Annotated in this window: 19 protein-coding genes; 4 read left to right on the top strand and 15 right to left on the bottom strand. The window is 39.6% G+C overall.

What is annotated here, in order from left to right:
• The first annotated feature begins 57 nt into the window (after nucleotides 1-57).
• Complete coding sequence (locus ACXAC4_RS06405; RefSeq protein ID WP_349285997.1) at nucleotides 58-417, top strand: outer membrane protein assembly factor BamE; 360 nt, start codon at nucleotides 58-60, stop codon at nucleotides 415-417.
• 81 nt (nucleotides 418-498) lie between these two features.
• Here ACXAC4_RS06405 and ACXAC4_RS06400 read toward each other — a convergent pair whose 3' ends face one another.
• Both ACXAC4_RS06400 and ACXAC4_RS06395 read right to left on the bottom strand, forming a co-directional pair.
• Nucleotides 499-813, bottom strand: a complete 315-nt coding sequence (locus tag ACXAC4_RS06400) for an RnfH family protein (RefSeq protein WP_349285996.1) — start codon at nucleotides 811-813, stop codon at nucleotides 499-501.
• On the bottom strand, nucleotides 813-1,247 hold the full coding sequence (locus tag ACXAC4_RS06395) for a type II toxin-antitoxin system RatA family toxin (RefSeq protein ID WP_349285995.1): 435 nt from the start codon (nucleotides 1,245-1,247) through the stop codon (nucleotides 813-815). Before ACXAC4_RS06395 ends, ACXAC4_RS06400 begins: the two co-directional genes overlap by 1 nt.
• A 140-nt stretch (nucleotides 1,248-1,387) precedes the next feature.
• Between ACXAC4_RS06395 and smpB the strand changes: the two genes are divergently transcribed.
• The gene (gene smpB, locus ACXAC4_RS06390) at nucleotides 1,388-1,870 is read left to right on the top strand and encodes an SsrA-binding protein SmpB (protein WP_058029532.1); all 483 of its coding nucleotides are present in this window, start codon (nucleotides 1,388-1,390) and stop codon (nucleotides 1,868-1,870) included.
• A gap of 64 nt (nucleotides 1,871-1,934) precedes the next feature.
• Nucleotides 1,935-6,122: a DEAD/DEAH box helicase gene (locus tag ACXAC4_RS06385; RefSeq protein WP_475159890.1), complete on the top strand. Its 4,188-nt coding sequence runs from the start codon at nucleotides 1,935-1,937 to the stop codon at nucleotides 6,120-6,122.
• Nucleotides 6,123-6,186: 64 nt separating this feature from the next.
• On the opposite strand, the gene ACXAC4_RS06380 is transcribed toward ACXAC4_RS06385, so the two are convergent.
• From ACXAC4_RS06380 to ACXAC4_RS06350, 7 genes are all read right to left on the bottom strand, one after another.
• Complete coding sequence (locus ACXAC4_RS06380; protein WP_475159889.1) at nucleotides 6,187-6,477, bottom strand: PilZ domain-containing protein; 291 nt, start codon at nucleotides 6,475-6,477, stop codon at nucleotides 6,187-6,189.
• A gap of 9 nt (nucleotides 6,478-6,486) precedes the next feature.
• Nucleotides 6,487-6,870 carry a response regulator gene (locus ACXAC4_RS06375; protein ID WP_138483044.1) on the bottom strand — a complete coding sequence of 128 codons (384 nt, stop codon included), beginning with the start codon at nucleotides 6,868-6,870 and terminating at the stop codon, nucleotides 6,487-6,489.
• A gap of 87 nt (nucleotides 6,871-6,957) precedes the next feature.
• Entirely contained in the window at nucleotides 6,958-10,842 is a 3,885-nt protein-coding gene (gene hrpA, locus ACXAC4_RS06370; protein ID WP_475164067.1) for an ATP-dependent RNA helicase HrpA, read from the bottom strand.
• A 121-nt stretch (nucleotides 10,843-10,963) separates the two neighbouring features.
• Nucleotides 10,964-11,392, bottom strand: coding sequence for a CBS domain-containing protein (locus tag ACXAC4_RS06365; RefSeq protein ID WP_475159887.1), 429 nt, complete (start codon nucleotides 11,390-11,392; stop codon nucleotides 10,964-10,966).
• An 83-nt stretch (nucleotides 11,393-11,475) separates the two neighbouring features.
• Nucleotides 11,476-12,504 carry an isoaspartyl peptidase/L-asparaginase family protein gene (locus ACXAC4_RS06360; RefSeq protein ID WP_475159886.1) on the bottom strand — a complete coding sequence of 343 codons (1,029 nt, stop codon included), beginning with the start codon at nucleotides 12,502-12,504 and terminating at the stop codon, nucleotides 11,476-11,478.
• A 134-nt stretch (nucleotides 12,505-12,638) separates the two neighbouring features.
• On the bottom strand, nucleotides 12,639-13,349 hold the full coding sequence (locus tag ACXAC4_RS06355) for a SapC family protein (RefSeq protein ID WP_349285990.1): 711 nt from the start codon (nucleotides 13,347-13,349) through the stop codon (nucleotides 12,639-12,641).
• A gap of 100 nt (nucleotides 13,350-13,449) precedes the next feature.
• Complete coding sequence (locus ACXAC4_RS06350; protein WP_475159883.1) at nucleotides 13,450-14,427, bottom strand: cupin-like domain-containing protein; 978 nt, start codon at nucleotides 14,425-14,427, stop codon at nucleotides 13,450-13,452.
• Nucleotides 14,428-14,457: 30 nt separating this feature from the next.
• Between ACXAC4_RS06350 and ACXAC4_RS06345 the strand changes: the two genes are divergently transcribed.
• Nucleotides 14,458-15,120, top strand: coding sequence for a DUF6445 family protein (locus ACXAC4_RS06345; protein ID WP_475159881.1), 663 nt, complete (start codon nucleotides 14,458-14,460; stop codon nucleotides 15,118-15,120).
• Nucleotides 15,121-15,146: 26 nt separating this feature from the next.
• Here ACXAC4_RS06345 and ACXAC4_RS06340 read toward each other — a convergent pair whose 3' ends face one another.
• The 6 genes from ACXAC4_RS06340 to pgi form a co-directional block, all read right to left on the bottom strand.
• A complete protein-coding gene (locus ACXAC4_RS06340) occupies nucleotides 15,147-16,679 on the bottom strand; it encodes a tryptophan halogenase family protein (RefSeq protein ID WP_475159879.1) in 1,533 nt (510 codons plus the stop codon).
• A gap of 8 nt (nucleotides 16,680-16,687) precedes the next feature.
• Nucleotides 16,688-18,211, bottom strand: coding sequence for a tryptophan halogenase family protein (locus ACXAC4_RS06335; protein ID WP_475159878.1), 1,524 nt, complete (start codon nucleotides 18,209-18,211; stop codon nucleotides 16,688-16,690).
• 60 nt (nucleotides 18,212-18,271) lie between these two features.
• Nucleotides 18,272-20,995: a TonB-dependent receptor gene (locus ACXAC4_RS06330; RefSeq protein ID WP_475159876.1), complete on the bottom strand. Its 2,724-nt coding sequence runs from the start codon at nucleotides 20,993-20,995 to the stop codon at nucleotides 18,272-18,274.
• A gap of 634 nt (nucleotides 20,996-21,629) precedes the next feature.
• The gene (pgl, locus tag ACXAC4_RS06325) at nucleotides 21,630-22,337 is read right to left on the bottom strand and encodes a 6-phosphogluconolactonase (protein WP_475159873.1); all 708 of its coding nucleotides are present in this window, start codon (nucleotides 22,335-22,337) and stop codon (nucleotides 21,630-21,632) included.
• Nucleotides 22,337-23,809, bottom strand: a complete 1,473-nt coding sequence (gene zwf, locus ACXAC4_RS06320; RefSeq protein ID WP_475159872.1) for a glucose-6-phosphate dehydrogenase — start codon at nucleotides 23,807-23,809, stop codon at nucleotides 22,337-22,339. The genes pgl and zwf overlap by 1 nt, the downstream gene beginning before the upstream one ends.
• A 271-nt stretch (nucleotides 23,810-24,080) precedes the next feature.
• Nucleotides 24,081-25,721: a glucose-6-phosphate isomerase gene (pgi, locus tag ACXAC4_RS06315; protein ID WP_475159871.1), complete on the bottom strand. Its 1,641-nt coding sequence runs from the start codon at nucleotides 25,719-25,721 to the stop codon at nucleotides 24,081-24,083.
• Nucleotides 25,722-25,967 lie beyond the last annotated feature (246 nt).

Below are 25,967 nucleotides of genomic sequence, written 5' to 3'. Positions count from 1 at the left end.
CCTTCTGTACGCAATCGGTATGATGCAAACAATAAAAGAATAAGGATCAAAAAATAAATGCTAGTAAAAAAATCCCTCGCTGTTTGGCTAAGTGCAGTAGTTATGACTGTTATGTTGTCTGGCTGTTCAAGTTGGGTATATCGAATTAGTATTCCACAAGGCAACTTTTTAGAACAAAGTGATGTAGATAAGCTGCGCGTTCAAATGACCCAAGAGCAAGTGCTTTATGTTTTAGGGAGCCCAGTTGCAAAAGATGCTTTTTCAAATGACAGCTGGCACTATAGCTACACACTAAATATTGGTCGTGAATCTGAGCATAGAAAATCTTTAGTCGTTTATTTTGAGAATGGCCTTCTTGCGAGAATTAGTGGTGATTTTGAAGAACCGGAAGAGTTTAATATTCCGCTAGAACAATAATCGATTTTTAAAAATGATTTTATAAATGAAAAAAGGGCTTAAGCCCTTTTTTTGATACTTTAAGAGTATTGAGGATTGGTATTACGCTCTACCACCCGTTATTTTATTGGCACGACCTTCTTCTTTGGCTTTTTCGGCTCTTTGCCTTCTTGCCGCTTTAGGATCGGCAATTAAAGGGCGATAGATTTCAATTCTATCTCCCTCTCTCACCACTTGATGATTTTTGACGGTACGATTCCAAATACCGAGTGACAGGTTTGACAGTTCGATTTCGGGACACTTATCAGCAATACCTGATTGTAAAACCACTTGTTCAGCCGTCGAGCCTTCGGCAACATCGACAGAGAGCGAAGTTGCAGTGTCTGGTAATGCAAACACAACTTCAACCTTGATCATTATCTCACCCCATATACAGCTTTAGCGCGTTGTGTAAACGCAACAACCATGTTCTTGGCAACTTCGTTAAATACCTTCCCAAAGGCCATTTCAATCAGTTTACTGGCAAATTCAAATTCTAGTTTTAAAGACACTTTACATGCTTGCTCATCAAGCGCTGTAAACTCCCAATAACCATTTAGTGATTTGAAAGGGCCGTCAACCAATTTCATCTCAACTTTGTTGCCTGCTAAACGATTATTTGTTGTGAACCACTTTTTAAGGCCCGCTTTCGATATTTCTAAACTGGCGGTCATTGAAGACTCGTCCTCAGAAATAATTTTTGCGTTGGAACAATTTGGTAAAAATGCAGGGTACGCATTTACATCATTGACTAAGTCAAACATTTCTTGGCTGCTGTACATCACCAGCGCACTTTTTTCAATCTGCGGCATAGCTACTCCACTTGCTTTGACGCGATTTTAGCAAGCTTTTTAATAATTATCTTGTTTACAAAGCATGAGTGGGTAAAAATAAGTAACAAAGCTAAAAAAGCCCTGTTTAATCAGATCATTTGTAGGTAGACTACGCCATTATGGCAAAGAAAAAATCACCAAAAGCAAACAGCAATACCATCGCGCTAAACAAAAAAGCGCGACACGAGTATTTTTTACACGATAAGTTCGAAGCAGGTATTGAACTACAAGGCTGGGAAGTTAAAAGTATCCGAGCAGGTAAAGTAAATATCTCTGATACTTATATTCATCTTAAAGACGGCGAAGCATTTTTACTTGGTGCTCAGATCCAACCATTAAACAGTGCATCAACTCACGTTATTTGTGATCCAATGCGATATCGTAAACTGCTTCTCAAGAAGCGTGAACTAGATAGGTTGATTGGTGCTACTGAGCGCGATGGTTTTTCACTGATTGCAACTGCAATGTATTGGAAAAAGTGCTGGGTTAAATTGGAGTTCCATTTAGCCAAAGGTAAGAAGATGCACGATAAGCGCGCCGATATCAAAGACAAAGACTGGTCGCGCGACAAAGAGCGCTTAATGAAGCATAAAGCCAGATAAGCAATATAATTACTCTAAACCCCAGCATGCTGGGGTTTATTTTTTCATACGACACCAAACCCACATGCTTATTTCAGAACATACTGCACAGCAACAAAATCTATTGTTTCAACTATACGAAACACTCAATATTGAACAACAAAAGCTGTTGATGGTATTGGCCGTCGTTTATAAGCCTTTGAGTCGTGGACATATCAATCAGCTTTGCCGAAAGCTGAGTAATCAAACCCAAATTGATTGGCCTACTAATTTATTACGGTTGAGCAATCCAGATATTGAAGTGTTAGCGCAAAGTGGACTATTCAGTGCAAAAGGCGATGTTCACAAGGTCAACCCGCTTCTAGCAAATAAATTAACAGAGCTCAGTATTCAGCAAGGAAGCTTTTTACCCATTCTAAAGCTCGCTGAAGACGTTGTGCCCGTTTTACAGCTATATGACTGGGAGAAAACGTTCCAAGATGAACAAAGGCTCGCCCGCGACTATTTCTATCTCAAAGAATTTAAGAGTCTAGAAAAACATCTTCGTCTGGATAAAAATCCGCAAATCATTGACCATAAAAGAAACCAAATTCTGCTTGAATGTTGCTTTATGCCGTTCAACGAATCGGCTTTTACAGAGCTGCCTGAAAGCATTCAATATCAAGCAGTTGCGACTTGGTTAGCGTTTAGAAAACAAAAAGGCGCTTCGCTCAGCTACCCGCTTAATTTACTTAAAAGTGTGATCCAACATTGTCAATTTTTACCGCTCAAATTGCTCTATGTCGAGTATTTAGTTTTCCAAGGTGAATTTGAACAAGCAGCAGCCTTATTAGCAGGCGAAGCTAAGTCGGTGTATCACAGGCAAATACTGGCCACGATTTGTTTGTTCAACGGAAAAATAAAAGAATCAGTTGATGAATTCGAGCAAGCCATTAAGCTTAAAAATAAGCTCTACGGGAAAAAGTCAGACTACTTATTTGGTGTGTTTGGGTTGTTCCAAAAGCTTTCGCTGTTACTACAAGGCGCCGACAATCAGCCAAGTAAACTGACAAAACTCATTGAGTTGTGTAAACAGCAAAAAAATAATAAGCACTCAGACTCATTCGACAAACTCATCGCTTCTATATTTATTGAGTTGACTCAAGCTATTCAGAAGGCAGAACCTGCCTATTTAAATGACGTAATGAACAACGCAAAACATTCGGCATTTGCAGAGAATATCTCTGCTTTGCTCACCCTCTACGCTCAGTGTTGGACTTCTAAAACTGCAAATTTAAATAGAGAACAAGTGAATACGCTCGTGAGCAATTTTGAGCAAAGCGAGCTGTCTCTATTTGCCAACCTTGCTCGACAACTACGTCATGAAGCGACACTACTTTCAATTGATTTTACTCAAAGCGTTAAAGCCAAGCCAAGGTGGAATAGAGCCTTATCGCAACTGAAAGCACTTACTAATCTATCTCAACCCGATAGTGCTCAATCAAAAAGTAATGAGCGATTAATCTGGGAATTACATTTTGCAGATGAACACTCCTATTTCACTGCACGAATACAAACTAGGTCTGCTCAGGGGTGGAGTAAAGGAAAACCAATTTCAGCCAAGCGACTAGTAGAATCATCAAGTTCATTAAACTGCTTAACCGTAAAAGACAAAACCATCATTCAAGCTATTGAAAAGCTTGCTTTCGAAGATTACCGAGGTACAGACACTCAGTATCAGTTAACAGGTCTTAAAGCCCTCAGGGCAATCAAAGGCGCACCGAACATTTATCTCAACGATGACTTTACGATTCCAATCAGTATTTCTGAACACTCCCCTGCTGTGCTCATCGACAAGCATCAACAAGAGATCCATGTTTCAATCAGTCATTTACCAAAATCATTAGAACGCGAAGCCCCTATTTTCTCTTTTTATCAAATGCAGCCAGATGAATATGGCTTTAGCATCTTTGAAACCGAGCATTTAAAAGTAGCTCGTATCATCCGCGAAGAAGGGCTTGTTCTGCCTATTTCAGCCGAAGCAGAGCTGTTGCAAAGTGTGCAAGCCATAGCGCCTTTGATTGATATTCAAAGTAGTTTAGACAATAAATCTGTAGCAGATAGCCAAGCATCAACCACCAAGCCAATCACTGCGAATAATAAGCTCGTCATCAATATCCAACCCTATCAAGAGGGTTTAGTGTTTACATGTATCGTGATGCCTTTAGGTGAAGAAGGTCCAGCTTTTAAACCGGCTATCGGCGCAAAGCATATCTCTGCATTAATAAAGCATGAGCGGCTAACCACATCTCGAGACTTAGCGTTTGAACAGCTGTTACTTGAGCGTTTAGACGTACTCTGCCCCGCCTTTCAGGCGATGGCAGATAATCAGCTTAAAGTTTCAGAATCTCAAGATGCGTATGAAGTATTATTAAAACTTGAAGACATCAGTAAACAAGAGCAGGCTTCATTACCTTTATTACTACGATGGCCGAAAAGTAAAACCCTTTCTTTATCACCAGAGCTACAAACGCAGCATTTACAGCTTGCAATGTACCGTCAAAATGAATGGTTTAATTTACAAGGCGAGCTTCAGTTAGATGATGACAAAGTAATAGCCGTTAAGCATTTACTGCAATTAGCCGAACAAAGTGGTAGCCGCTTTATCAAGCTAGAGTCTGATCAAGTCTTGTGCTTATCAGAGCAATTAAAAGCCAGACTCGATACCATCAATATGGCTAGCGAGCACGGACAGTTTCATCCACTTGCAGGCAAAGTGATCAATGAAGCCATGTCTGGTATGCGCATGAAAACCTTGCATAGCTGGGAACAGCAAACCAAGCGTATGTTTGAAGCTGAAAAGTTACAACCTAAGCTTTCACCTTATTTAAATGCTGATTTGCGACACTATCAAATTGAAGGCTTTCAGTGGGCGATGAAGTTAGCCCTCTGGGGCGCTGGCGCATGTTTGGCGGATGACATGGGCTTAGGTAAAACATTGCAAGCGCTAGCTGTGATCCAAGCTCGTGCATCTCAGGGGCCTACGCTGATCATTGCGCCCACTTCAGTCTGTTTTAACTGGCAACAAGAAGCAAAGAAATTTACACCCACTTTGAGTGTTTTCAACTTTGCTGACAACCCCACGGCTGAATTTGTTGAAGCGCTCACTTGCAATGAATGCTTGATTATCAGCTATGCCATGTTACAGCGTCATATTGATATACTTAAACCCATTAACTGGCAAACAATTGTGGCTGATGAAGCACAAGCACTTAAAAACCCGTTATCGCAAAGAGCACAAGCTGCTTGCGCTTTAAAAGCCGATTTTAGAATGATTACCACAGGTACGCCGCTTGAAAACAATTTAAGTGAACTGTGGAGCTTATTCAGATTTGTAAACCCCGGGTTATTAGGCAACTTAAAAACCTTTAACCGCCGTTTCGCTCAACCTATTGAGCAAAGTGACGAAGACCCAATAAAGGGCAAAAAAGCCGCCTTTGGTTTAAAAACCCTGCTTAAGCCTTTTATTCTTAGACGACTAAAATCTGAGGTGTTAACTGAGCTGCCACCACGCACACATATAGATATTCATGTGCCACTCAATGAGCAAGAAAGACATTTATATGAAGCAATAAGAGTCAATGCCGTCGAGAAACTGGCAGCAATTCAAAAAGAGCAAAGTATCGCAACACAGCGCATGCAGATTTTTGCTGAACTAACCAAGCTAAGGCAGGCATGTAGTAACCCCTCTTTGGTATCACCAGATACCGACATAGAAAGTTCAAAGTTGAAACAACTGACTCTGTTGCTAGGTGAACTTAGAGAAAATAAACACAAAGCTCTGATATTCAGTCAATTCATTGGTAGCTTACAAGCGGTAAAAGCGCTATTAGAAGCACAGCAAATCCCTTTTCACTATATTGATGGTGCAACACCTTCAGAGCTACGCAAGCAAAGTGTTAATGCGTTCCAACGTGGTGAAGGTGAAATATTTTTAATAAGTTTGAAAGCTGGCGGCTCAGGTTTAAACCTCACCGCAGCTGATTATGTTATCCATCTTGATCCCTGGTGGAACCCCGCGGTTGAGGCTCAGGCTTCTGATCGCGCACACCGCATTGGACAGACAAAGCCTGTCACGGTTTATCGCTTAGTTGCAGAGCAAACTATTGAAGAGAAAATCCTCGCCCTGCATGAACATAAAAAAGAACTCGCGGATAAGTTACTTGATGAGGGGAATGCAATAGATGCACTAAGTGTGCAAGAATTACTCGGTTTGTTAAAAGAAACGTTTTAAGTAAGATTTGGTGATTGAGGGCTTAAGAAGCACCTTCAATCACCAGTATCAAAGGAGAATATTCTTAGTTAAATTGAACGATTTCAACACCTAACACATATTGACCTTGCTCATCTTGTGCACAGCGAACGACCTTAGTGTGGGCATTTAATGGTGGGATAGTGGCACTGCTAGAATTGATATGAATATCGAGTATGGTATCGACTTCTAATGGTTGTTCAACTGCAATTGAAAGACCTGTCGCACTCAGATCCAAGCACCTACCAACCAAAGTGAGCTGTTGTTCTAAAACTGAAATTTTTGCCTCAGCATTGACCATCATACGCATAAAGCGGCGTTTATCTTCGTGCAACATAGAGTACTCCTAAACCATTGATTTTAGTTTTTCTAGTAATTGTTGCATTGAAAAAGGTTTTACCACGTAAGCATCGCACCCAGCTTCAAATCCGGCTTGTTGCTCTTGCTCAGATTCAAGCCCTGATAGCATGACTATTGGAATGTCTTTTGTTTCTGGCGTATTTTTCAACAGCCGACAAGTATCATAGCCATCAAGACCAGGCATACAGACATCTAGTAAAATAGCATCAGGTGGGTTCGCGATAGCCGATGACAAACATGACTTGCCTGAGTCAGCATAACTGAGCTCAAAGTTACTCGATAGCGCTGTGGTGAGCATTTCAAAATTAAAATATTCATCATCAACCACCAACACATGCGGTGTTGGTTTTGCTTTTACTTGAGTTGTCATTGGCAATGCTACTTCCTTTTCAATACTCAATTTAGTTCCTCTTATTAAGGTAATTCGCCTAGCTCAAATTGCAAGGCGAATTGACAATTAATCACACTCTTTAAGTGCATTAAGTACACGCTTAGCTGAAATTGCATAAGGTGTTCCTAATGTTTGAGCAAACAAAGACACTCTTAGTTCCTGCTGCATCCAAAAAATATTTTCTAGCTCTTTTGGAACCGGTAGACCTTTTGGTATTTTCGCCAGTTTTTTCTGATACTCTTGAGCTACTTTATCTAACTCTAATGTACACAATCTGTCTCTATTTGGATCAACTGGTAGCTTTTCTAAACGACGCTCAATGGCTTTCATATAACGCAGTAAATCATTGAGTTTCTCAGCCCCGTGTTTACTCACAAACCCTCTAAAAACTAGAGACTCAAGCTGTGACTTGATGTCACCGTGTGCAGTGATCATGGTTAAGTCAACCTTGCCTTTCATACGCTTATTAATTGCATGTGCAACGCTTAACACTTGTTCTACCTGAGTGGCAATTTCAACCACAGCATCACCTAGCTCACCACGAATAAATTCTTTTACCTGCTCAAACGCTTGCTCGTCTCGTATATCGCCATGTTTTTGCAACAAGGCATCCACACCAGAGGCAATACAGTCATCAATTAAATCTTGTATTTTACCAAATGGATTAAAGTACAAGCCCAGTTTGGCCTTGTTTGGTAAATGTTGCTGCAAGTATTTAATTGGAGACGGTACATTTAATAAAACCAGTCTCCTTAACCCTTGCTGATGCGCAACTTGTGCTTTTAATTCATTGTCGAATAATTCAATGGCAGCACTAGACTTTTTATCTACCAGCGCAGGGAATGCTTTGATTTCGTAGTTCCCTTGCTTCTTAGTGTACTCTTTTGGTAACTCGCCAAACTCCCATTGTGTAAGATCGCTTTGTTCAATTCCCTGCTCTGCGACTTTAGACAGTGTACTTGTTACTTGACCTTGTAATTGCGCTTTTAATTTCAGCAAATCTTTACCGTGCGCTAAAACCTTATTTTTCTCGTCAACCACTTCAAATTGCATTACTAAATGCGTATCTAACGTGCTGGTATCCCATTGCTCTTCAGCAACACGAACCCCTGTCATTTTCAGTAGACGATTGTTAAGTGCATCAATTAAGCGACCTTGCATCGGCTCAACACTCGCTAAAACTGCATCAGCATAATTTGGTGCAGGAACAAAATTTCTTCTTAAGGTTTTCGGCAAGCTTTTGATGAGACCACATATGAGTTCGTGTCTGAGGGCTGGAATATGCCAGTCAAACCCTTCATCTTGAACTTGGTTAAGCAGTGCCAAAGGAATATTAACCGTAACACCGTCAACAGGCTGCCCCGGCTCAAAATGATAACTCAAAGGCAGAATTAAATTACCTTGTTGCCACGTATCAGGATAATCAAACTCAGTGATCTGCTCCGCCCCATGTTGCATTAAATAGTCACGAGACATATGCAAGTAGCGCTTATCTTTTTGCTTTTGTTTTTTCCACCAATGGTTGAACGCAGCACGGTTATTTACGTCTTGTGGGATTTTTTCATCGTAGAACTCAAACAAAGTAATTTCGTCTACTAAGATATCTCTTCGACGTGCTTTTTTCTCAAGCGTGTGGATTTCATCAATTAGATCTTGGTTATATTTCAAAAAGCCTTCTTGTTGGCCAAGTTGATCTGCAATCAGCGCTTCTTTAATGAATAACTCGCGGCTAACAACGGGGTCAATTTGGCTATATACGGTCCGCTTCTTAGAGACGATGATCATGCCATACAAACTTTGCTGCTCATAAGCAATTACACAGCCAGGCTTTTTCTCCCAGTGAGGCTCGCTAAAGCTACGCTTCACTAAATGCTGAGCAATCGGTGGCACCCAAGCCACATCAATTTTCGCATTCATACGGGCATACAACTTACTGGTTTCAACCAACTCTGCTGACATCAACCACTTTGGCGACTTTTTGAAAAGACTAGAACCTGGGAAAATATGGAATTGGCTATTACGCGCCCCTTTATAGACCTGCTTTTCATCTTTGAAGCCAATATGACTCAACATACCGCTGAGCAAGGCTTGATGAATGTTATCTACTTCGGCCTGATTATCAGTGAGCTTCATCCCCATTTCTTCGCAGACTGTGGTCAACTGATAAACAATATCTTGCCATTCACGAATACGCATATAGGCTAAGAATTCTTTCTGACAAAGCTTTCTGAATTGGCTACGGCTTAACTCTTCTTGTTGTTGCTCTAAGTAATACCATAAATTTAAGAATGCTAAGAAATCAGAATCAGGATGCGCAAAGCGCTCATGCTTTTCATCTGATGCACCTTTTTTATCTTGCGGGCGCTCCCTTGGATCTTGAATTGATAAGGCAGCAACTATGACGATGACTTCACGCAATGCGCCCAGCTTTTCAGCAGACAACACCATTTTCGCCAAGCGAGGATCGATAGGTAAGCGGCTCAAAGCACGACCAGATTGAGTGAGCTTAGTCTGCTGTCTTCTTTTTGAGGGGTGAACCGCTTCGAGCTCCTCGAGTAAGGCAATACCGTCATTGATATTACGACTATCAGGTGCCTGTACAAACGGAAACTCACTGATATCGCCAAGTCCTAAGCCAAGCATTTGCAAGATAACCGATGCTAAGTTTGTACGAAGTATCTCAGGATCTGTAAACTCTGGACGACCTAAAAAGTCTTCTTCTGAATACAAACGTATACAAATACCTGACGCCACACGACCACATCGACCTTTACGCTGATTAGCACTGGCTTGAGAAATGGCCTCGATAGGTAAACGTTGTACTTTTGTTCGATAGCTGTAACGACTAATACGTGCAGTACCTGGGTCAATCACATAACGAATGCCAGGTACAGTCAGTGATGTTTCAGCTACGTTGGTTGATAAAACAATGCGTCGATGGCTGTGCGGGGCAAAAATACGATTTTGCTCCGCATTGGAGAGTCTGGCATATAACGGTAAGACTTCTACGCCCTTTAGATTCCGCTTACTTAGCGCATCGGCGGTATCTCTGATCTCTCTTTCACCATTCATGAAAATAAGAATATCACCCGGCCCTTCGGCACATAACTCATCAACCGCATCAAAAATGCCTTGCAGTTGGTCGTTTTCTGCTTCGCTTTCATTGCCTGCTAAATCAAGTGTTGGCTTATACCTGACTTCTACAGGGTAGGTTCTACCCGATACTTCAATGATAGGCGCATTATTGAAGTGCTTAGAAAAACGTTCAGGGTCGATGGTTGCAGATGTGATGATGACTTTTAGATCTGGACGCTTAGGCAAAAGGTTTTTTAAATAACCTAAGATGAAATCAATGTTAAGGCTTCTTTCGTGGGCTTCGTCGATAATAATCGTATCGTACTGATTCAAATAGCGATCGTTCTGAATTTCCGCTAACAAAATACCATCGGTCATCAGTTTAACGTACGAGTTGTCGCCAACCTGATCGCTAAATCGAATTTTAAAACCAACCTCTTCACCTAAATCACAATTCAGTTCTTCGGCAATACGATTTGCAACGCTTCTTGCTGCTAATCGACGAGGCTGAGTATGACCAATATAGCCGTCAACACCACGGCTTAGCTCTAAACAAATTTTAGGTAACTGTGTGGTTTTACCCGAGCCCGTTTCACCCGCCACAATCACAACTTGATTTTCAGCGATGGCTTTTTTTATTTCGTCTTTTTTCTGGCTTACAGGAAGTTGCTCGGGGTAATCTACTTTTGGCAGGTTTTCTAAGCGAGTAACACGCAACGACTGACTGGCCTCAATATCTTTCTTAATTGAAGCAATAACTTTGTTTTGTTTATTCTCGTCATTTATTTTTTTAACACCATGCAGGCGTTTTTTAAAAATAAACTGATCTTTCTTAAGGCAAGTTTTTAGCTCAGTAAATAGCGGTCCTACACTCACTTCCACGACACTCTTTTAAAAAATAAAACAGCGGCAAGTATATCAAAAACCGTTTACTGAGCCTATTACTGAAGTTGTTGTTCTATTGAACGATTATTTAATCTATCGCTATGCGTGCAAATCACACATAGCGATGACCGGACTCATAATTATCGTGTAGGTGTTTATCAAGCGCTAACAAAACATGTGCTCGAGTAATTACCCCAACTAAAATGCCATCACTATCACAAACTGGATACAGTTTTGGGGTATTCACAGTCATTCTGTCGGCCATTTGTACAATGCTGTCATCAGCCGAAACGCAAAAAGGCTCGGCATTCATGACATCAGACACAACACTGTGAGACTCGTTTTGATAAGTTGCTTCTAACATCTTTTTTAAGCAATCTTGTTCAGAGAGAAATCCTATTACTTTCTTATTCTCATCAATAACGGGGCCTCCCGACTGACCACTTTGCAATAGTTTTTCTACTGCAGCTTCTATACGCATATCTTGAGTGAAGGTAACTGGACGATGATTTAAATAGTCTTTTACTTTGATTGAATGCATTATTTCGCTCCATTAAAAAAGCCAGCTTAATTAAATATAGCTGGCTATCATGGAGTTGCCTGTATTTTCAAAAAATTAACTACTTAATCGTCTTTGAAAATACCAACCCGGGTTTCTTGTGACGAAGACTTACTTGCTCTATACATCCCTTTGGTATTAAACGGCATACTGATATTGCCTTTGGTATCCACAATAATTACACCACCTGTACCGCCGATAGGCATGAGAACATCATGGATCACTTCTTTACCCGCTTGTTCAATTGATTTTCCTTGATACTGGACCCTTGCACAAATATCACTGGCAACACTATAACGAATAAAATACTCGCCATGACCAGTTGCCGAAACAGCACATGAACGGTTATCAGCAAATGTACCAGCGCCTATTACTGGTGAATCACCCACGCGGCCAAAACGCTTTGCAGTCATACCACCTGTCGATGTGCCAGCAGCCAAGTTACCATTTTTGTCTAAAGCAACGGCACCGACTGTGCCCATCTTATATTCGTTAGCCAGTGCTTGGTGCGCAGCCTGATAATCTTTGCTGGTTTTATTAGCCGCATCTAGTTTCTTTTTAGCTTTGTTCAGGGCTTCATAACGGTGTTTAGTATCGAAGTAACTATTGTCTACAAAATCGAAGCCCTGCTGTTTTGCAAATTGCTCGGCGCCTGCTCCGCTCAGCATCACATGCACTGAGTTTTCCATCACTGAACGGGCCAACTCTATCGGATTTTTAACCGTTTTTACCCCTGCAACAGCCCCAGCTTGACGATTTCGGCCATCCATAATAGATGCATCTAATTCATGAGAACCATCATAAGTATAAACAGCACCTTTACCAGCATTAAAAAAAGGCGAATCTTCTAAAATATTTATCGCCTTGGTAACAGCGTCTAGACTCTCACCACCAGACTCAAGTACTTTATACCCTGCTTCTACTGCTTCTTCTAACTTTGCTCTATAGGCATTCTCTTGCTCTGGTGTAAAACGGCTTTTTTCAATTGTACCCGCACCACCATGAATTGCGATTGCAATAGGTTGCGTTTGTGCCATCGTACCTAAACTCGATATAGCAATACCTAAAGCCGCTAATAGAGATTTCTTATTCATATTTTATCCTTGGACTTTTTTAGTTCATCTTGGGAAGTTTGTAACTAAATTGCAACAAAACGAGTCAAACTTAATTAACCAAATTGCAGGCACAAAAAAAGCACCTTCAGGTGCTTTTTTCAAACGCTTAATAATTAGCTAGCTTGACGCTGTGCTTTTAAGCGCGCTAAACGAGCTACTTGGTGAGTAGATGTCAAGAAAGAGAAGATAGGCGCTAGGTAGCCACGCTTTCGTAGCTCTAAGTATGCTTCATCGCTTAATTCATTTAGCTTGCGCTCGTCAACAAGGTAGATACCGTTGATGTCTTTTTTCTCACCAGCGATTTCAACTGTTAAAGTTTGTTGAACTAAAAGCTCTTTCTCAGCTAGGTAAGCAGTAAACGCTTCAGTTACACGTGCAAACTCAACGTAGTTTACTAGTGCTTCTTTACGACGCTCTAGGTATTCAGTTTCTTTGCCGTCAGCAAATAAAGCATTACCTTCTTCTTCACCAACTAATGGGCTTGCTTCATCGATAACAATACCGAATTGATCTTCTTCAGGGTGCTTTACAAGACCAAACGGGTAACGAGCAGCAGCTAAAGGTGCAAAACCAGCTGTCCACTTGCCATCTTGAACAAATAAGTTTTCACCTGGCTCAAGACCAAACATTACAACTGGTTGGAATTGGCCATTCTCAGTGTTTTTAACAAACGCCATTGGGAATTCAGTGGCAACACGCGCAAACTCATGCGCTACTACTGGCATTAAGTGCTGTGATTTTAAAAATTCAACGTTGATGCCGTTTTTTACTTTAATATTGGCATGCTTCTCGTTATGTAAAGGCTGCACTTGTTGCTCTGCCATAATACTACTCCATTCATTTACGTAATTATTACTTTTAGTTTGCTTAGGCTAAAGGTTTTGTTTCTAAATTGGAAGAGTAATTTTCGCAAAATAAAAAACTTTATAATTTACCCTTAAACCATGTTCTGATACTCATAAGATCGTTATGTGATAAGTTCATCAATATGTCATGCAAGTCATCAGGCAAATGAGATTTGGGATCAGTTTCAGTCTGAAAAACATAATAATTGAATATTTCTTTCCATGCTTTTCTTTCTTGAATAGGTAGACTAGGAATAAAGGACATTAAAAACACTAGGCTATCATACGGTAAGCTACCTTCGTTATTTAATTCTTTCCACCAATAATTTAATAAAATATTTTCAGAGTCTAGTGATTGCACAGCATGCCACCACAAATTTGGAATAAAGACAGCTTGACCAGGCTCCAATGCAACATCAATAGCATGTTGTAGAGCCGCTTCATACCTCGGAAATTTATCAAAGTCAGGGTTAACAACATCAACCATGCTTATCGGAGTGCCTCCTGGTGTTAAAGATATAGGTCCCACATATAAATTCTGAATTTGATGGGTCGGAAACAATTTAAACTCTCTTCGTCCTTTCAGCACATGCGCAATATTGTGAGAAAAATCAAAGTGAGCTGCAGTATTACATTTGTTCCCTAACCAAAGCCTAGCATCAACATCCTCTTTTAACTCACGGCACTGAAAAGTATCTTTAACAAAATTATTAAAAACTATATTTAAAGGAATCGCTTGAGCTGCGTAAAAACTTTTATTGGTGTTAGGGTCTTTTAGTAGATTAAAAAACTCACTAATGGAGCATGTGTGATGTTCAAAATTTAGAGCATTAACACGATCATTGTAAAAGTATCTACCTGCAAACTCTTCAGCTAATTTTGAATAATGAATCTGTTCAGAAACTACATTTTCTTTAAGAATTTCTGTTATATTATTTAAATCAATTGAACTATGGCTTGCGTGATGAAAGTCCGAGATTTTTACCGGAAGGTTAAAATTAATAAAGGTTTCTAAATTATCAAAGAACTCCTTCCTTCCAACTTCTGTTATTGCCATACCACCTAACCCATATATAAAAATTGACTTATGAAACTATCATTAAGTAAAAAAATAACAATACAGAAAACAAAGATTAATGACAACGATGTCATTTATGTGATTGATAATTTTTTATCTGAGCCTGAAGACATAGTGTCTTTTGCATGCAAAACAGCTTATTTTAATCCGCCTGGTAAAGATGGTACTTTGTACCCAGGTATTAGGGATTTAATGCCTAGACCTTATGAAGCTTGTTTACAAGAGCTATTGAATGAACTGTTTGAAAGTGAAACTTATATTCATAGGTGTATGCTCAGCTTAATAACTATCCCCGATGAAGAATTAAACGAACTCCAATCACTGCCTCATGTGGATTCTCTTGAAGACTGCCAATATGCAAGTGTTCACTATCTTTGCGATAGCCAATACGGCGGAACATCTATTTATAAGCATATACCTTCTGGTGATATAAAAATAACACCTAAAAATGTGCAACTAATGCAAGATGCTCTGAACAATAATAAACAGAGAGGGTACCTAACAAATAACAATGATTTATTTGAAAGTGTCTTTTCTGTCGAGGCAAAATTCAACAGAATTGTCATTTATCCGAGTAATTTACTTCATTGTGCCGATATAAACAAAGCTAAAAGTATCTCTGCAGATCCAAAAAGAGGCCGATTAACTGTAGCCTCTTTTTTTGAAATATAAACCTGTCGAGTAGAGTTTATGGTTTTTCAAATTTTTGGAAAACCATTCTCAAGCACTTTTTTAATTAATTCACGTTGTTTTGGTAATCTATTTTTATATTCCTCAAACGTTTTAAGTACTTGATTTGTTTGATTCTCATAGCGCGCTAACTCATGATCACTCATTTTTAAATCTTTGAAAGAAAAATCCATCCCAGCTAAAACATATAAATAATTCTCTAAATCGAAAACCTCAAATTTGGAGAAGAAATCGTCTTTGCTAGGGTAACTTTTCATCCATAAAGAAAGCTTTTCAGTTAGACTAGATGGAATAGATGACATATCTCTATTATCAAGCCAAAACTGACTATCAGAGCGATTTGAAATACAGTAGTGAAGCTTAACAAAATCTATCACTCTTTCCCAAGTGTAGGTAATACGCTTATTAAAGTGCTTTGCAAAATCCTCTAAATCAGACGCATGCTCAGGAAGTTTATTACAAAACAGATTAGCAGAAAAATCAGAAAGCAGAATTGCTGTTGCTTCTAAAGGTTCAACAAACCCCTGTGAAAGACCAATTGCCAAACAGTTTTTATGCCAGGCTTGCTCCCTATAACCTATCTTCATGTCAATTTTTCTAACATTAAATTCTTCTAATGGACTTCCAACATATTTTTCAAGTTTTTCTCTTGCGGTATCTTCAGACATATACCTGTCGCAATAGACTAGGCCTATACCACGTCTAGTCGAAAGCGCGATATCCCATATCCAGCCAGCTTGATGTGCTGTTGATATAGTGAAAGGAGGAATTTCTTTGTCGAGATTAGGTATTTGAACCGTTAACGCCTTATTTGAAAATATGACATTACTCTTATCTATAAAAGGTACAGCTAACTTCTGACCTAGCATTAGACTCGTAAAACCTGAGCAATCAATATAAAAATCGTACTTTGTGATCCCACCTTTTTGTAGTTTCAAGGCTAAAATTCCTATTTCCGAGTCAATAGTCACGTCTTCAACATTATCGGAAATATAATTCACACCTAATTTTTCAACTGCATTTTCCTTCAACAGTTGAGCAAATTTATGTGCATCAAAATGGTATGCATAATCAGAAATACCAGTGAATTCAGCATCAGTTATATTTTTAGGTGCTAAATTTAGTTCAGCTAAATGCTGTTGAATTGACACCATTTCAGCAAAACTTGACCCTTTTTTCTTATGCCAAAAGGGCAGTAAATTGTCACCGAAAGGGAAAGGGTAATCAAAAAGATGGTGATAAAAGTTTTTTTCACCATGCGTTTCTTTATCCATCCAGTTAGCGAACTTAATAGATTGTTTAAAAGTTGCATCACATTTTGTTATTAGTTCAGATTCACTGATCCCTATTCTTTTAAGCGTCTGACGAATAGAAGGAACAGTTCCCTCCCCGACTCCAATTATCGGAATATCTGGAGACTCTATTAGGGTTACTGATTTGGTTTTATCATGAGATAACTTGGTGGCAAGTAGGCTTGCAGTGATCCACCCTGCAGTTCCGCCACCAACCACAACATAATTTTTAATCTCGATATCTTTCATACATTGCCTCAAAGCTTCACAGAAACAAAGTTGCTTTTGCCCTGAATTTTATTTATGAAATCTGAATGACTTAGAACAGCATTGCAAGCTTGTTTTTTTCTTTCATCAAGATATTGAAAAATATCTTCAAACTCCCCATCTATTGTGGGTATTTTTAGTTCAGGGAAATAATTCATACCATATAAAATATATCTATAGCTGGTATCAGAAAACATATGTGACGTAGAGTCAGACACATCAAAAAATTCACAGACCTTAGATTTCCATAGCTCTAATCTTTTGGATAATTCGGGACAAAAATCTAAAGTTTTGTGTACATCTCGCCAAAATTCTGTGTCCTTTCTATCTGAAAGCACATAGTGGAGCACGATGAAGTCTTTTAACTCATCATATGTTTTACACATAGTCAGATTAAAGTTATCAATATTACTTTGCCTGTTTCCTGAGAAGTTATTGTGCAAAACAAAAAATCTTGCAGCCAAATATATTAGGTGCAAACCCGTTGACTCTAAAGGCTCAATAAAACCACTTGATAAGCCGACAGAAACACAATTACCAACCCACTGTTGCTTCCTGCGGCCAACTTTCATTTCAATGTGGTTAAATTGAGTACCATCTGGTAAGTTAAGATGGGTTCTAAATTCGTTTTCAGCAGTCTTAGAGTCTATATACCTACTTGAATATACATATCCATTACCTGTTCGGTTCTGTAGATCTATTTTCCAAGCCCACCCTGCATTTAACGCATAAGACTCAGTATAACTTTTAGACGAATAACCCACTTCATGCGGTGTTTGAACAGTTACAGCTCTATCACAAAACAGCGAGTCTCTATAACTGTGCCAGTTGGAATCGTCATCAACTTGGCTAATTAAAAGGCCTCTAAACCCAGTACAGTCTATAAAATAATCTGACTTAAAAGTTCCTTTGGTTGTATCTAAGGAGTCAATAATATTACCACTGGAGTTTACACTAGAAACATGTGCTTCGATTCGCTCAACCCCTTTTGCACATGCATAATCACGTAAATACTGCCCAAACAACCTTGCATCTAGGTGATAGCTATATGGCACGATAGATTGAAAACTTTTACTGTTCATTACTTTTGGTGTCAGGTTTTTTTGCGCTAAAGCATGGGCAATAGAAACACTTTGATCATAAGGCTTTCTCCGTTCAGATAATAACCATGAAGTTGCTACATCTAACCTTTTTTCTACTTTTTCTTGGTCAAATGGATGCATATAAGTATGAACTTGGCCATCTTTACTCGGCGCGCACCAATTTTTGAATAAAATACCTGTCTTAATAGTGGCATTTGTATGTTTCATAAAGTCCATTTCATCAATACCTACTGCTTGAAGAAAGTCCTTTATCGCTGGTACAGTTGCTTCACCTACACCCACAATATCGATATCAGGGCTTTCAATAAGCCTAACTTTTACTGTTTGACCAAATTTGTTATATGCTTGATTAAGTAATACAGCAGTCATCCAACCTGAGGTACCACCACCGACTATTGTGATCGTATTCATACTTCACCTTTTAGAAACTAAAAAGCCCAGCATAGGCTGGGCTTAAAACTACTTGTTATATTAGAAACGGAAGTTTACGCCCGCTTTAATACGTCTTTCGCCTTCGAATGACCATGCTGGATAATTATTCTTCAGCTCATTCTTAATTGTTGATTCTGTCGGAGCAGCACCAAGTTGAATACTATCTTCTTCAAGAATGTTAACAACTTCAAATGTGAAACCTACAGAGTCATTTAATGTGTATGTAGCTGAGAAATCAAGTGTGCCGTAATCGTCATGCATACGGTTACCGTAGAAGCCTGCGCCTTCACGGATCATGTACTCTGAACGCCAGTTATATGCTAAACGTGCACTGTAGTTATCAGCTTCATAATAACCAACTAAGTTAAGAGTATGCTTTGAAGAGTCTGAGAAGTTAGAAACTAAATCAGCATAGTTCTTAGCATCTGCTGTAGCATCAACAAAAGTGTAGTTAGCTACATAACCTAAACCACTCTCAAATGAGTTCTGCCACTGTAGTTCAAAACCGCGGATCTCACCACCAGTAGAGTTTCTCTGAGTACTGATTGTCCAATTATCATTACCAAAGTTATCAACAATACCTAACGACACATTTGGCTCTAAGCCTGCTGTTGTGAAGCTTGAAATATCTTTAATGAAATAAGTAAATGATAATAACGCGCTTGAATCATAATACCACTCTAGGCTTAAATCAGCTTGAGTAGCCTTGAATGGCTTAAGTGCTGGAGAACCCTTAGTTAATACTTCGTTGCCTTCGATGTCATCGTTATAGCCATCTTGTGATTGGCGAGCAAACATATTTGCGTAGTTTGGACGAGCGATAACTTGTGACGCTGAAGTACGAAGAATTAAATCTTCAGTTAGGTCAAATACAATATTAACACTTGGAAGAACGTCGCTGTAATCAGCTTTTTCTGTTGTTAGTGTTGTCTCATAAGCCTGGTAACCTGCTAGAGAACCACCTTCAGCGTATAAACCTGCAGCAATACCATCAAAATCTACAGCAAAAAAGTCAGACTCAGCATCTGTGCTAATATAACGTAGACCAAAGTTACCACGAACACCATCAGTTTCGAATTCAGCCATTACGTAAGCAGCAAAGTTATCTTCTTCAACTGTACCGTAACCAGAACGTAATAACTCCCACTCACCTAAACCACTTTTAGCACGCTCAAGTAGTGCATCGTAGTTCGCTTCTGGGAACATAAAGCCTTGAGAAAGTTGAAGCTGGCTATCTAAATATAGCTTGCTTACATCACCAGGAAGTTGGTTAGTAGGAGCTACACGAGGGTTTGGCCAAAAAGTCTTTTCTTCAACAAAGTGGCTTGCATAACTGAAACCTGTTTTGATTGAAGTAATTGCACCAAAGTCTACATAGAACTTGATGTTACCTTGAACAAAATCTTCTTCATCTGTATTTGGTTGACTTCTAATAGACCAACCTGGTAAGTCTAAGTCACCAACAAAATCATCACGAGTCCATGATTTAACTGCAGTATCTACTGCGAAGATTTTACCAGTTGCATCGTAAACACCAGCAAAGTCAGACGCTTCACCGATACCATTACGCTGTGCAGCAGTGAAGTTAGTACCACCTTCAGATTTAGTATTACCGATACGACCATCGATTACAAAACCATCACCTGAGTATTTACCATTTACTTCTAGAGTCTTTGAATTCATTTCTGCATCACGAACCCAAGTTTGACCCCAACTACCGCCTGCCAGTGCATCTAGAGTTGTTTTAACACAATCACCTGTTGCATTAGTAGCTTGACAAGTTGGCATGTTACCAAGAGGACCATCTACCTCGTTCTCATCAACGCCACCGTTGCTGTATTTGTCACCGTAAGGGATCCAACGAGCAGCATCTGCACCTTGAGAGAAAAGGAATAATGAAGAGTTGATGTTGTCAGCCTGAAGGTCTAATGAAGTATAGTTCAAACCAAACTCCATCTCATCAGTTGGCGCATACTGAAGCGCAACGTTTAGAGCTGTACGCTCACGATCTTGCTTAAATACAGTTGGAGCTACTGCACCACCCCAGTTTAGAATCGTTTCTGTACCACGACGTTGATATTCAGTGTCCTTACGAGACATCGCAACTAATGCGCCAAAGTTTTCGTCGTCATTTTTCCAGCTGTATAGACCTGAAACTTCAGGATCCCACTGCTCTGAAACAGAACCATGATCGAATTTAACACTGCCGAAAACTGTATTAGCGTCTAAATCTAATGGTTTGCGAGAGTTAACGATGATAACACCACCGACACCACCTTCAGGAAGGTCAGCTTGAGAAGACTTGTAAACTTCAATTCCGCCTACCATTTCTGAAGGCATTAATGAATAGTTGAAGCTTCTGTCAATATCTTGTTGATCATACCAGTTTGTAGAAGCAACAGTATGACCGTTTAATAGAGTACGTGTTAATTGTGCTGAAGCACCACGGATAGAAACTTGCTGACCTTGGCCGAATTGACGACCTACTGAAACGCCTGAGATACGACCTAAAGCTTCACCTACATCACTGTCTGGAAACTTACCGACGTCCTCTGCTGAAACAGCATCAACTACTGATGTTGCAAAACGTTTAGTATTAATCGCAGCTTCTAAAGAGCGACGAATACCACGTACTTCAATTACTTCAACATCTTCTTGAGCCTTGCTGCCTTCATTTGCATATGCAACGCCCGATACGCCAGCAGTCAGTACTAGACCGATGTTGGCAGCGATTAAGCTTTTCTTAAAATTATTAGCTAACACAGGATTCCCCTTGAATCATTTTGTTGGTTTTTTATTCACTTCTGCCCAGTGAAGATGACAGCGTTGTCATCTAATAACAAACCATACACCGTAAATTACAATTTCGCTACATTTTTTTTGTTGCACTACTCAAAAAATATTCAACAACAAATGTAAGGCTCTGAAAGTATTGTGATTTTACGTATATGAAAGACAATTTGTTACATAAAACAAGCTGAATATAGCACAAAATCTTTGTTTGTGGATAGATAAAAGGGATAAGTCGGACCATTAAACTGAGCCACATAATGTCCTTGTGGATCTCAATTCTTGGTCTACATAAAGAGTTCTTTGCTTTGGCAGAAGCATTCAAGGGTGATAACTACTCTCAATGACAGCGCTGTCATTATACATATTTAATTACAATTATGTCTATGTCTATTTCGATTTAATTCAATGTAATCAATTAAAAAATTAAGTTAACTCTTGCAGTGAAATGATAACAGTTTTAAAGCTTGTATCTTTTTTACCCAGACTCCCTGGTAACTAAAACTCCTACTAATGAACTTAATAAAAATTAAAATGCAAAAAAGTTAACTCTTAAAATAAAAAACGCGCCATTAGGCGCGCTTTTCAGTCTTATAGAACTAATAAACTAAGGTGTCCAAAATACCGTCAAATCTATATTAGGGTGATTTAAAACTGCTCGTAAAGGCACATCATGTTCTGAACCTTCAGCTTTCGCATTTTCATACACCGCTTTTTTCGCATCACCTGAAATGAGTAATACGACTTTACGAGAGTCTGCTATACCGCTAAGCGTTAAACTCATACGCTCAGTAATACTACCAGTCACTTCACTCTCGATAGCATTAATTGCACATACTTTGTCGGTGCTATCTAGGCCATTCTTTAAACCATCTGCATGAGGGAATAAAGAGGCTGTATGACCATCCGGCCCCATACCTAAAATAGTCACATCTGCTGTTTTTAATTCAGCATAGGCTTTTTCACATTCAGCTTGCCCTGCAACTGCAGTTTCTGCCGAGTTTTTCATTGTTATAAAGTTTGCTTTTGCCGCATGATTTTGTAGAAGCGTTGATTTAATAAATGCCTCGTTAGACTTTTCATGAGTTGCATCTACCCAGCGCTCATCAACCATAGCAACAGACACTTTTTCCCATGGAAACGCTAAGTTTGCCAAATATTTATAAGCTGGTGCAGGTGAAGAGCCACCAGAAACCATAAGCACGGCTTGACCATCTTGCTCAATACCTGACGTCAATTGCTCTTTTAATAAAGTAGACAAGGCTTCTGTCATTTGCTCTTTTGAATCAAAAAAAAGCTCTGTTAAATTAGCCATTATGCGCCCTCTCCTACATTAAACCATTGGTGGTTACACTCTTCTAAAAGCTCATCTGCCGCTTCTGGGCCCCATGAACCTGCACGATAAAGTGAAGGTGTCCCCTTTTCTTGCCAACGAGCAATAATTGGGTCAATCCACTTCCACGCACGACGTACCTCTTGTCTGTGAATGAACAGTGATGGGTTATTTGCCGCAGCATCTAACATTAAACGTTTATAAGCATCTGAGTGAAAACCATTTTCGTACTGTTCGCTTAACTCAATATTTAGCGTAACAGGTTGAAGTTGCATTTCGTGCTTGTCTAATTTTTTAGACATCAAAGTCAATTGAATACTTTCTTCTGGCTGCAGACGAATCACAAGACGGTTTGGTTGAACAGGGCCAACATTGTTGCCATATACGTTATGTGAAACTGGCTTATATTCAACCACGATTTCGGCACAACGCTGCTTCATGCGCTTACCTGTTCTTAGGTAGAAAGGTACGCCTGACCAACGCCAGTTATCGATATGCGCACGGATAGCCACAAATGTTTCAGTTGTACTCGCGCCTTCTGCTAGCTCTTCTAGGTAACCTGGGACAATTTTGCCACCTAACTCACCAGGTACATATTGACCGCGTACCACGTTATTATCTACGTCTTCGCCTAGCAATGGACGAAGCGCCTCGAGTACTTTTAATTTCTCTGTACGAATACTCTTTGCATTTAACTTATGCGGAGATTCCATTGCTACCAAGCAAAGTAGCTGTAATAAGTGGTTTTGAACCATATCACGCAGCGCACCGGCTTTATCATAGAAGCCAGCACGAGATTCCAAACCAACCGTTTCAGAAATGCTGATCTGAATATTATCAATGGTTTTGGCATCCCATAAGTTTTCGAATAATGCATTCGAGAAGCGAAGTGCCATTAAGTTTTGTACTGTTTCTTTACCTAAGTAATGGTCAATACGGAAGATCTGCTCTTCTTTGAAAAACTCTGCGATGCGCGCGTTAATTTCTTCTGCAGACTTACCGCAATAACCGATTGGCTTTTCGACCACGACACGTGACGTTTCTGTGATAAGGCCTTTAGTTGATAAGATCTCACAACATTGACCGTATACGGCAGGAGGAAGTGATAAGTAGAAAACGCGAGACTTGTCTTCTGCATCAGAATTTAGAATTTTGTGTAATTCGTCCCAGTTATCATCCGCTTCAGTCACGTTGATCACTACAGGGATCAGATAACTTGAAAACGCTTGCCAATCTTTATCATTAAATTCACCGTCAGATAAAAATGACTTAAGTGCCTGATGCGCCGTTTCAATGTATTCTTGTTGTTGTTCTTGGCCACGAACGGTTGGCAAAATACGAGAGCCTTCAGGTAAGTTGCCTTCTTGATAAGCTCTATACATCGCTGGCAATAATTTACGAAGTGCTAAATCACCACCACCGCCAAAAATTACAATATCAAAAGGGTTAAGCATAATTTACTCTCTACATGGTTAGGCGCGACGTTTGGCTCTGGCGCGCTAAATACTTGCTTGCTGGGTAGTTTACCAAGCAAGCTTGGTTTGCGGTATTGAATTCGTTTGCATTTTACGGGGGCTGGAATGATGAAAAAGATTAAAATGAGTCTTAGGGGCTCTGTAATTCCTCTCACAAAAATACAGGCCCTAAGAACTCCAGCGCTACCCGTTCAAAGGTATTGTTTTCACTTTGCGTGAAACCGGTGTGCCTCGGATGAGGCGAAATCCATTAACGATTTTGCTTGTAATAAGCAATTAATCCAGCTGTTGAGCTATCGTGTTGGTGCTCAACATTTTCTTGTGTTAATTCTGCTTCAATCGCTGATGCTAAACCTTTACCTAGTTCAACACCCCATTGATCAAAAGAACAAATCTCTAAAATAATGCCTTGGCAGAAAATTTTGTGCTCATATAAAGCGATTAATCGACCTACCGCTTTGGCATCCACAACATCTAATATCATAGACGTTGTTGGGCGATTACCCTGATGTATTTTATGCGCAATTAATTGCTCAATTTCTGCCTCAGATTTGCCTTTTGCAGTTAAATCTGCACGAACCTGCTCCGCATCAACACCCGCCATCATGGCTTCAGTTTGTGCGAAGAAGTTCGACAATAAAATATCGTGATGCAGGCCAACATTATGCTGAGGCTTCAATGACGCAATGAAGTCAGCTGGTACAATCGTATTACCTTGGTGTAAATACTGATAAAATGCGTGCTGACCATTAATACCTGTCATACCCCAAATAAGCGGGACAGTTGTATATGGCACTTGGCGACCATCAAATGAAACGTGCTTACCATTACTCTCCATCTCACCCTGTTGTAAGTAAGCTGGAAGCATATGTAGCGCTTGATCATAAGGTAAAATTGCTTGCGCTGTATGACCTAAAAAGCTGGTATTCCAAACACTTAAAAGCGCCATTATCAGCGGAATATTGTCTTCAAATTTAGCCGTTTTGAAGTGCTCGTCGATTTCGAAAGCGCCTTCTAACACAGCTTCAAACTGCTCGTAACCTAAATAAAGTGCGATAGGTAAACCGATAGCACTCCAAAGAGAGAAGCGACCACCAACCCAATCCCACATGGTAAATACATTTTCGTCTGCAATACCAAACGCGCGTGTTTTCTCAAGGTTGGTACTTACTGCAACGAAGTGTTTTGCAATATCAGCATCTGTTGCATCAGACTCTAAGAACCACGCAACTGATGAACGTGCATTGGTCATGGTCTCAGACGTTGTAAACGTTTTTGAAGAAATAACAAATAACGTAGTTTCAGGGTTTAAGCCTGCAAGTGCTTCATGTAATTGCACACCATCAACGTTCGAAACGTAATGCACATTTAACGTGTCATCTGCGTAAGCTTTTAACGCTTCAGTTGCCATTTGAGGGCCTAGGTTAGAACCACCAACACCAATTGCAACCACATCTTTTACTGACTTGCCTGTAAAGCCTAACCATTCACCTGAACGCACTTTTTCGGTGAATACTTTAATTTTTTCAAGCTCAGCGTTTACTAATGGCATGACATCTTCGCCATCTACTTCAACCACTGAATTCGAACGATTTCTTAGTGCTGTATGTAACACTGCTCTGTCTTCAGTGATGTTAATTTTTTCACCTGAAAACATTTTTTCACGCCAAGTCGCGATATCACACTGTTCGGCAAGCTCAATAAGTTGAGCAAATGACGAATCGTCAATTAACTGTTTAGAGTAATCGAAAAGAATACCTGGGATCTGAGTAGAGAACTTATCAAAACGTTTTTCATCGTTTGCAAATAACGACTTCAAATGTTGTTGCTTCAAGCTTTCTGCAGATTTCTCAAGTGCTTGCCAGCTACTTAGTTCACTTCGGCAGTTCATAATTCATTCCTCTAAACACGATTGTGCACATACTTGTATATTGAAAACGGCACTAAATTTACTCGACAGAGTTAACCATAAGTTAAAATGACAACGCTGTCAATTGGCTAATTTCCAATTTTAGAATGTGGATAATACCTGATTATTTTTAAAATGACACCGGTATCAGTCAAATTTTTATTTCCAGATAGGATGCTATTTATTTCCTTTCCTGGTTAAAATAGTTAATCATCATTACCATTTAAT

It is taken from the genome of Pseudoalteromonas sp. AWM4_233, from assembly GCF_056158285.1.
This window is presented reverse-complemented; position numbering and strand designations above follow the sequence as displayed.

Bases quoted from the DNA above. Each gene is read 5' to 3' on its own strand.
- ACXAC4_RS06405 (WP_349285997.1), top strand. From the start codon at position 58: ATGCTAGTAAAAAAATCCCTCGCTGTTTGGCTAAGTGCAGTAGTTATG.
- ACXAC4_RS06400 (WP_349285996.1), bottom strand. From the start codon at position 813: ATGATCAAGGTTGAAGTTGTGTTTGCATTACCAGACACTGCAACTTCG.
- ACXAC4_RS06395 (WP_349285995.1), bottom strand. From the start codon at position 1,247: ATGCCGCAGATTGAAAAAAGTGCGCTGGTGATGTACAGCAGCCAAGAA.
- smpB (WP_058029532.1), top strand. From the start codon at position 1,388: ATGGCAAAGAAAAAATCACCAAAAGCAAACAGCAATACCATCGCGCTA.
- ACXAC4_RS06385 (WP_475159890.1), top strand. From the start codon at position 1,935: ATGCTTATTTCAGAACATACTGCACAGCAACAAAATCTATTGTTTCAA.
- ACXAC4_RS06380 (WP_475159889.1), bottom strand. From the start codon at position 6,477: ATGTTGCACGAAGATAAACGCCGCTTTATGCGTATGATGGTCAATGCT.
- ACXAC4_RS06375 (WP_138483044.1), bottom strand. From the start codon at position 6,870: ATGACAACTCAAGTAAAAGCAAAACCAACACCGCATGTGTTGGTGGTT.
- ACXAC4_RS06365 (WP_475159887.1), bottom strand. From the start codon at position 11,392: ATGCATTCAATCAAAGTAAAAGACTATTTAAATCATCGTCCAGTTACC.
- ACXAC4_RS06360 (WP_475159886.1), bottom strand. From the start codon at position 12,504: ATGAATAAGAAATCTCTATTAGCGGCTTTAGGTATTGCTATATCGAGT.
- ACXAC4_RS06355 (WP_349285990.1), bottom strand. From the start codon at position 13,349: ATGGCAGAGCAACAAGTGCAGCCTTTACATAACGAGAAGCATGCCAAT.
- ACXAC4_RS06350 (WP_475159883.1), bottom strand. From the start codon at position 14,427: ATGGCAATAACAGAAGTTGGAAGGAAGGAGTTCTTTGATAATTTAGAA.
- ACXAC4_RS06345 (WP_475159881.1), top strand. From the start codon at position 14,458: ATGAAACTATCATTAAGTAAAAAAATAACAATACAGAAAACAAAGATT.
- ACXAC4_RS06340 (WP_475159879.1), bottom strand. From the start codon at position 16,679: ATGAAAGATATCGAGATTAAAAATTATGTTGTGGTTGGTGGCGGAACT.
- ACXAC4_RS06335 (WP_475159878.1), bottom strand. From the start codon at position 18,211: ATGAATACGATCACAATAGTCGGTGGTGGTACCTCAGGTTGGATGACT.
- pgl (WP_475159873.1), bottom strand. From the start codon at position 22,337: ATGGCTAATTTAACAGAGCTTTTTTTTGATTCAAAAGAGCAAATGACA.
- zwf (WP_475159872.1), bottom strand. From the start codon at position 23,809: ATGCTTAACCCTTTTGATATTGTAATTTTTGGCGGTGGTGGTGATTTA.
- pgi (WP_475159871.1), bottom strand. From the start codon at position 25,721: ATGAACTGCCGAAGTGAACTAAGTAGCTGGCAAGCACTTGAGAAATCT.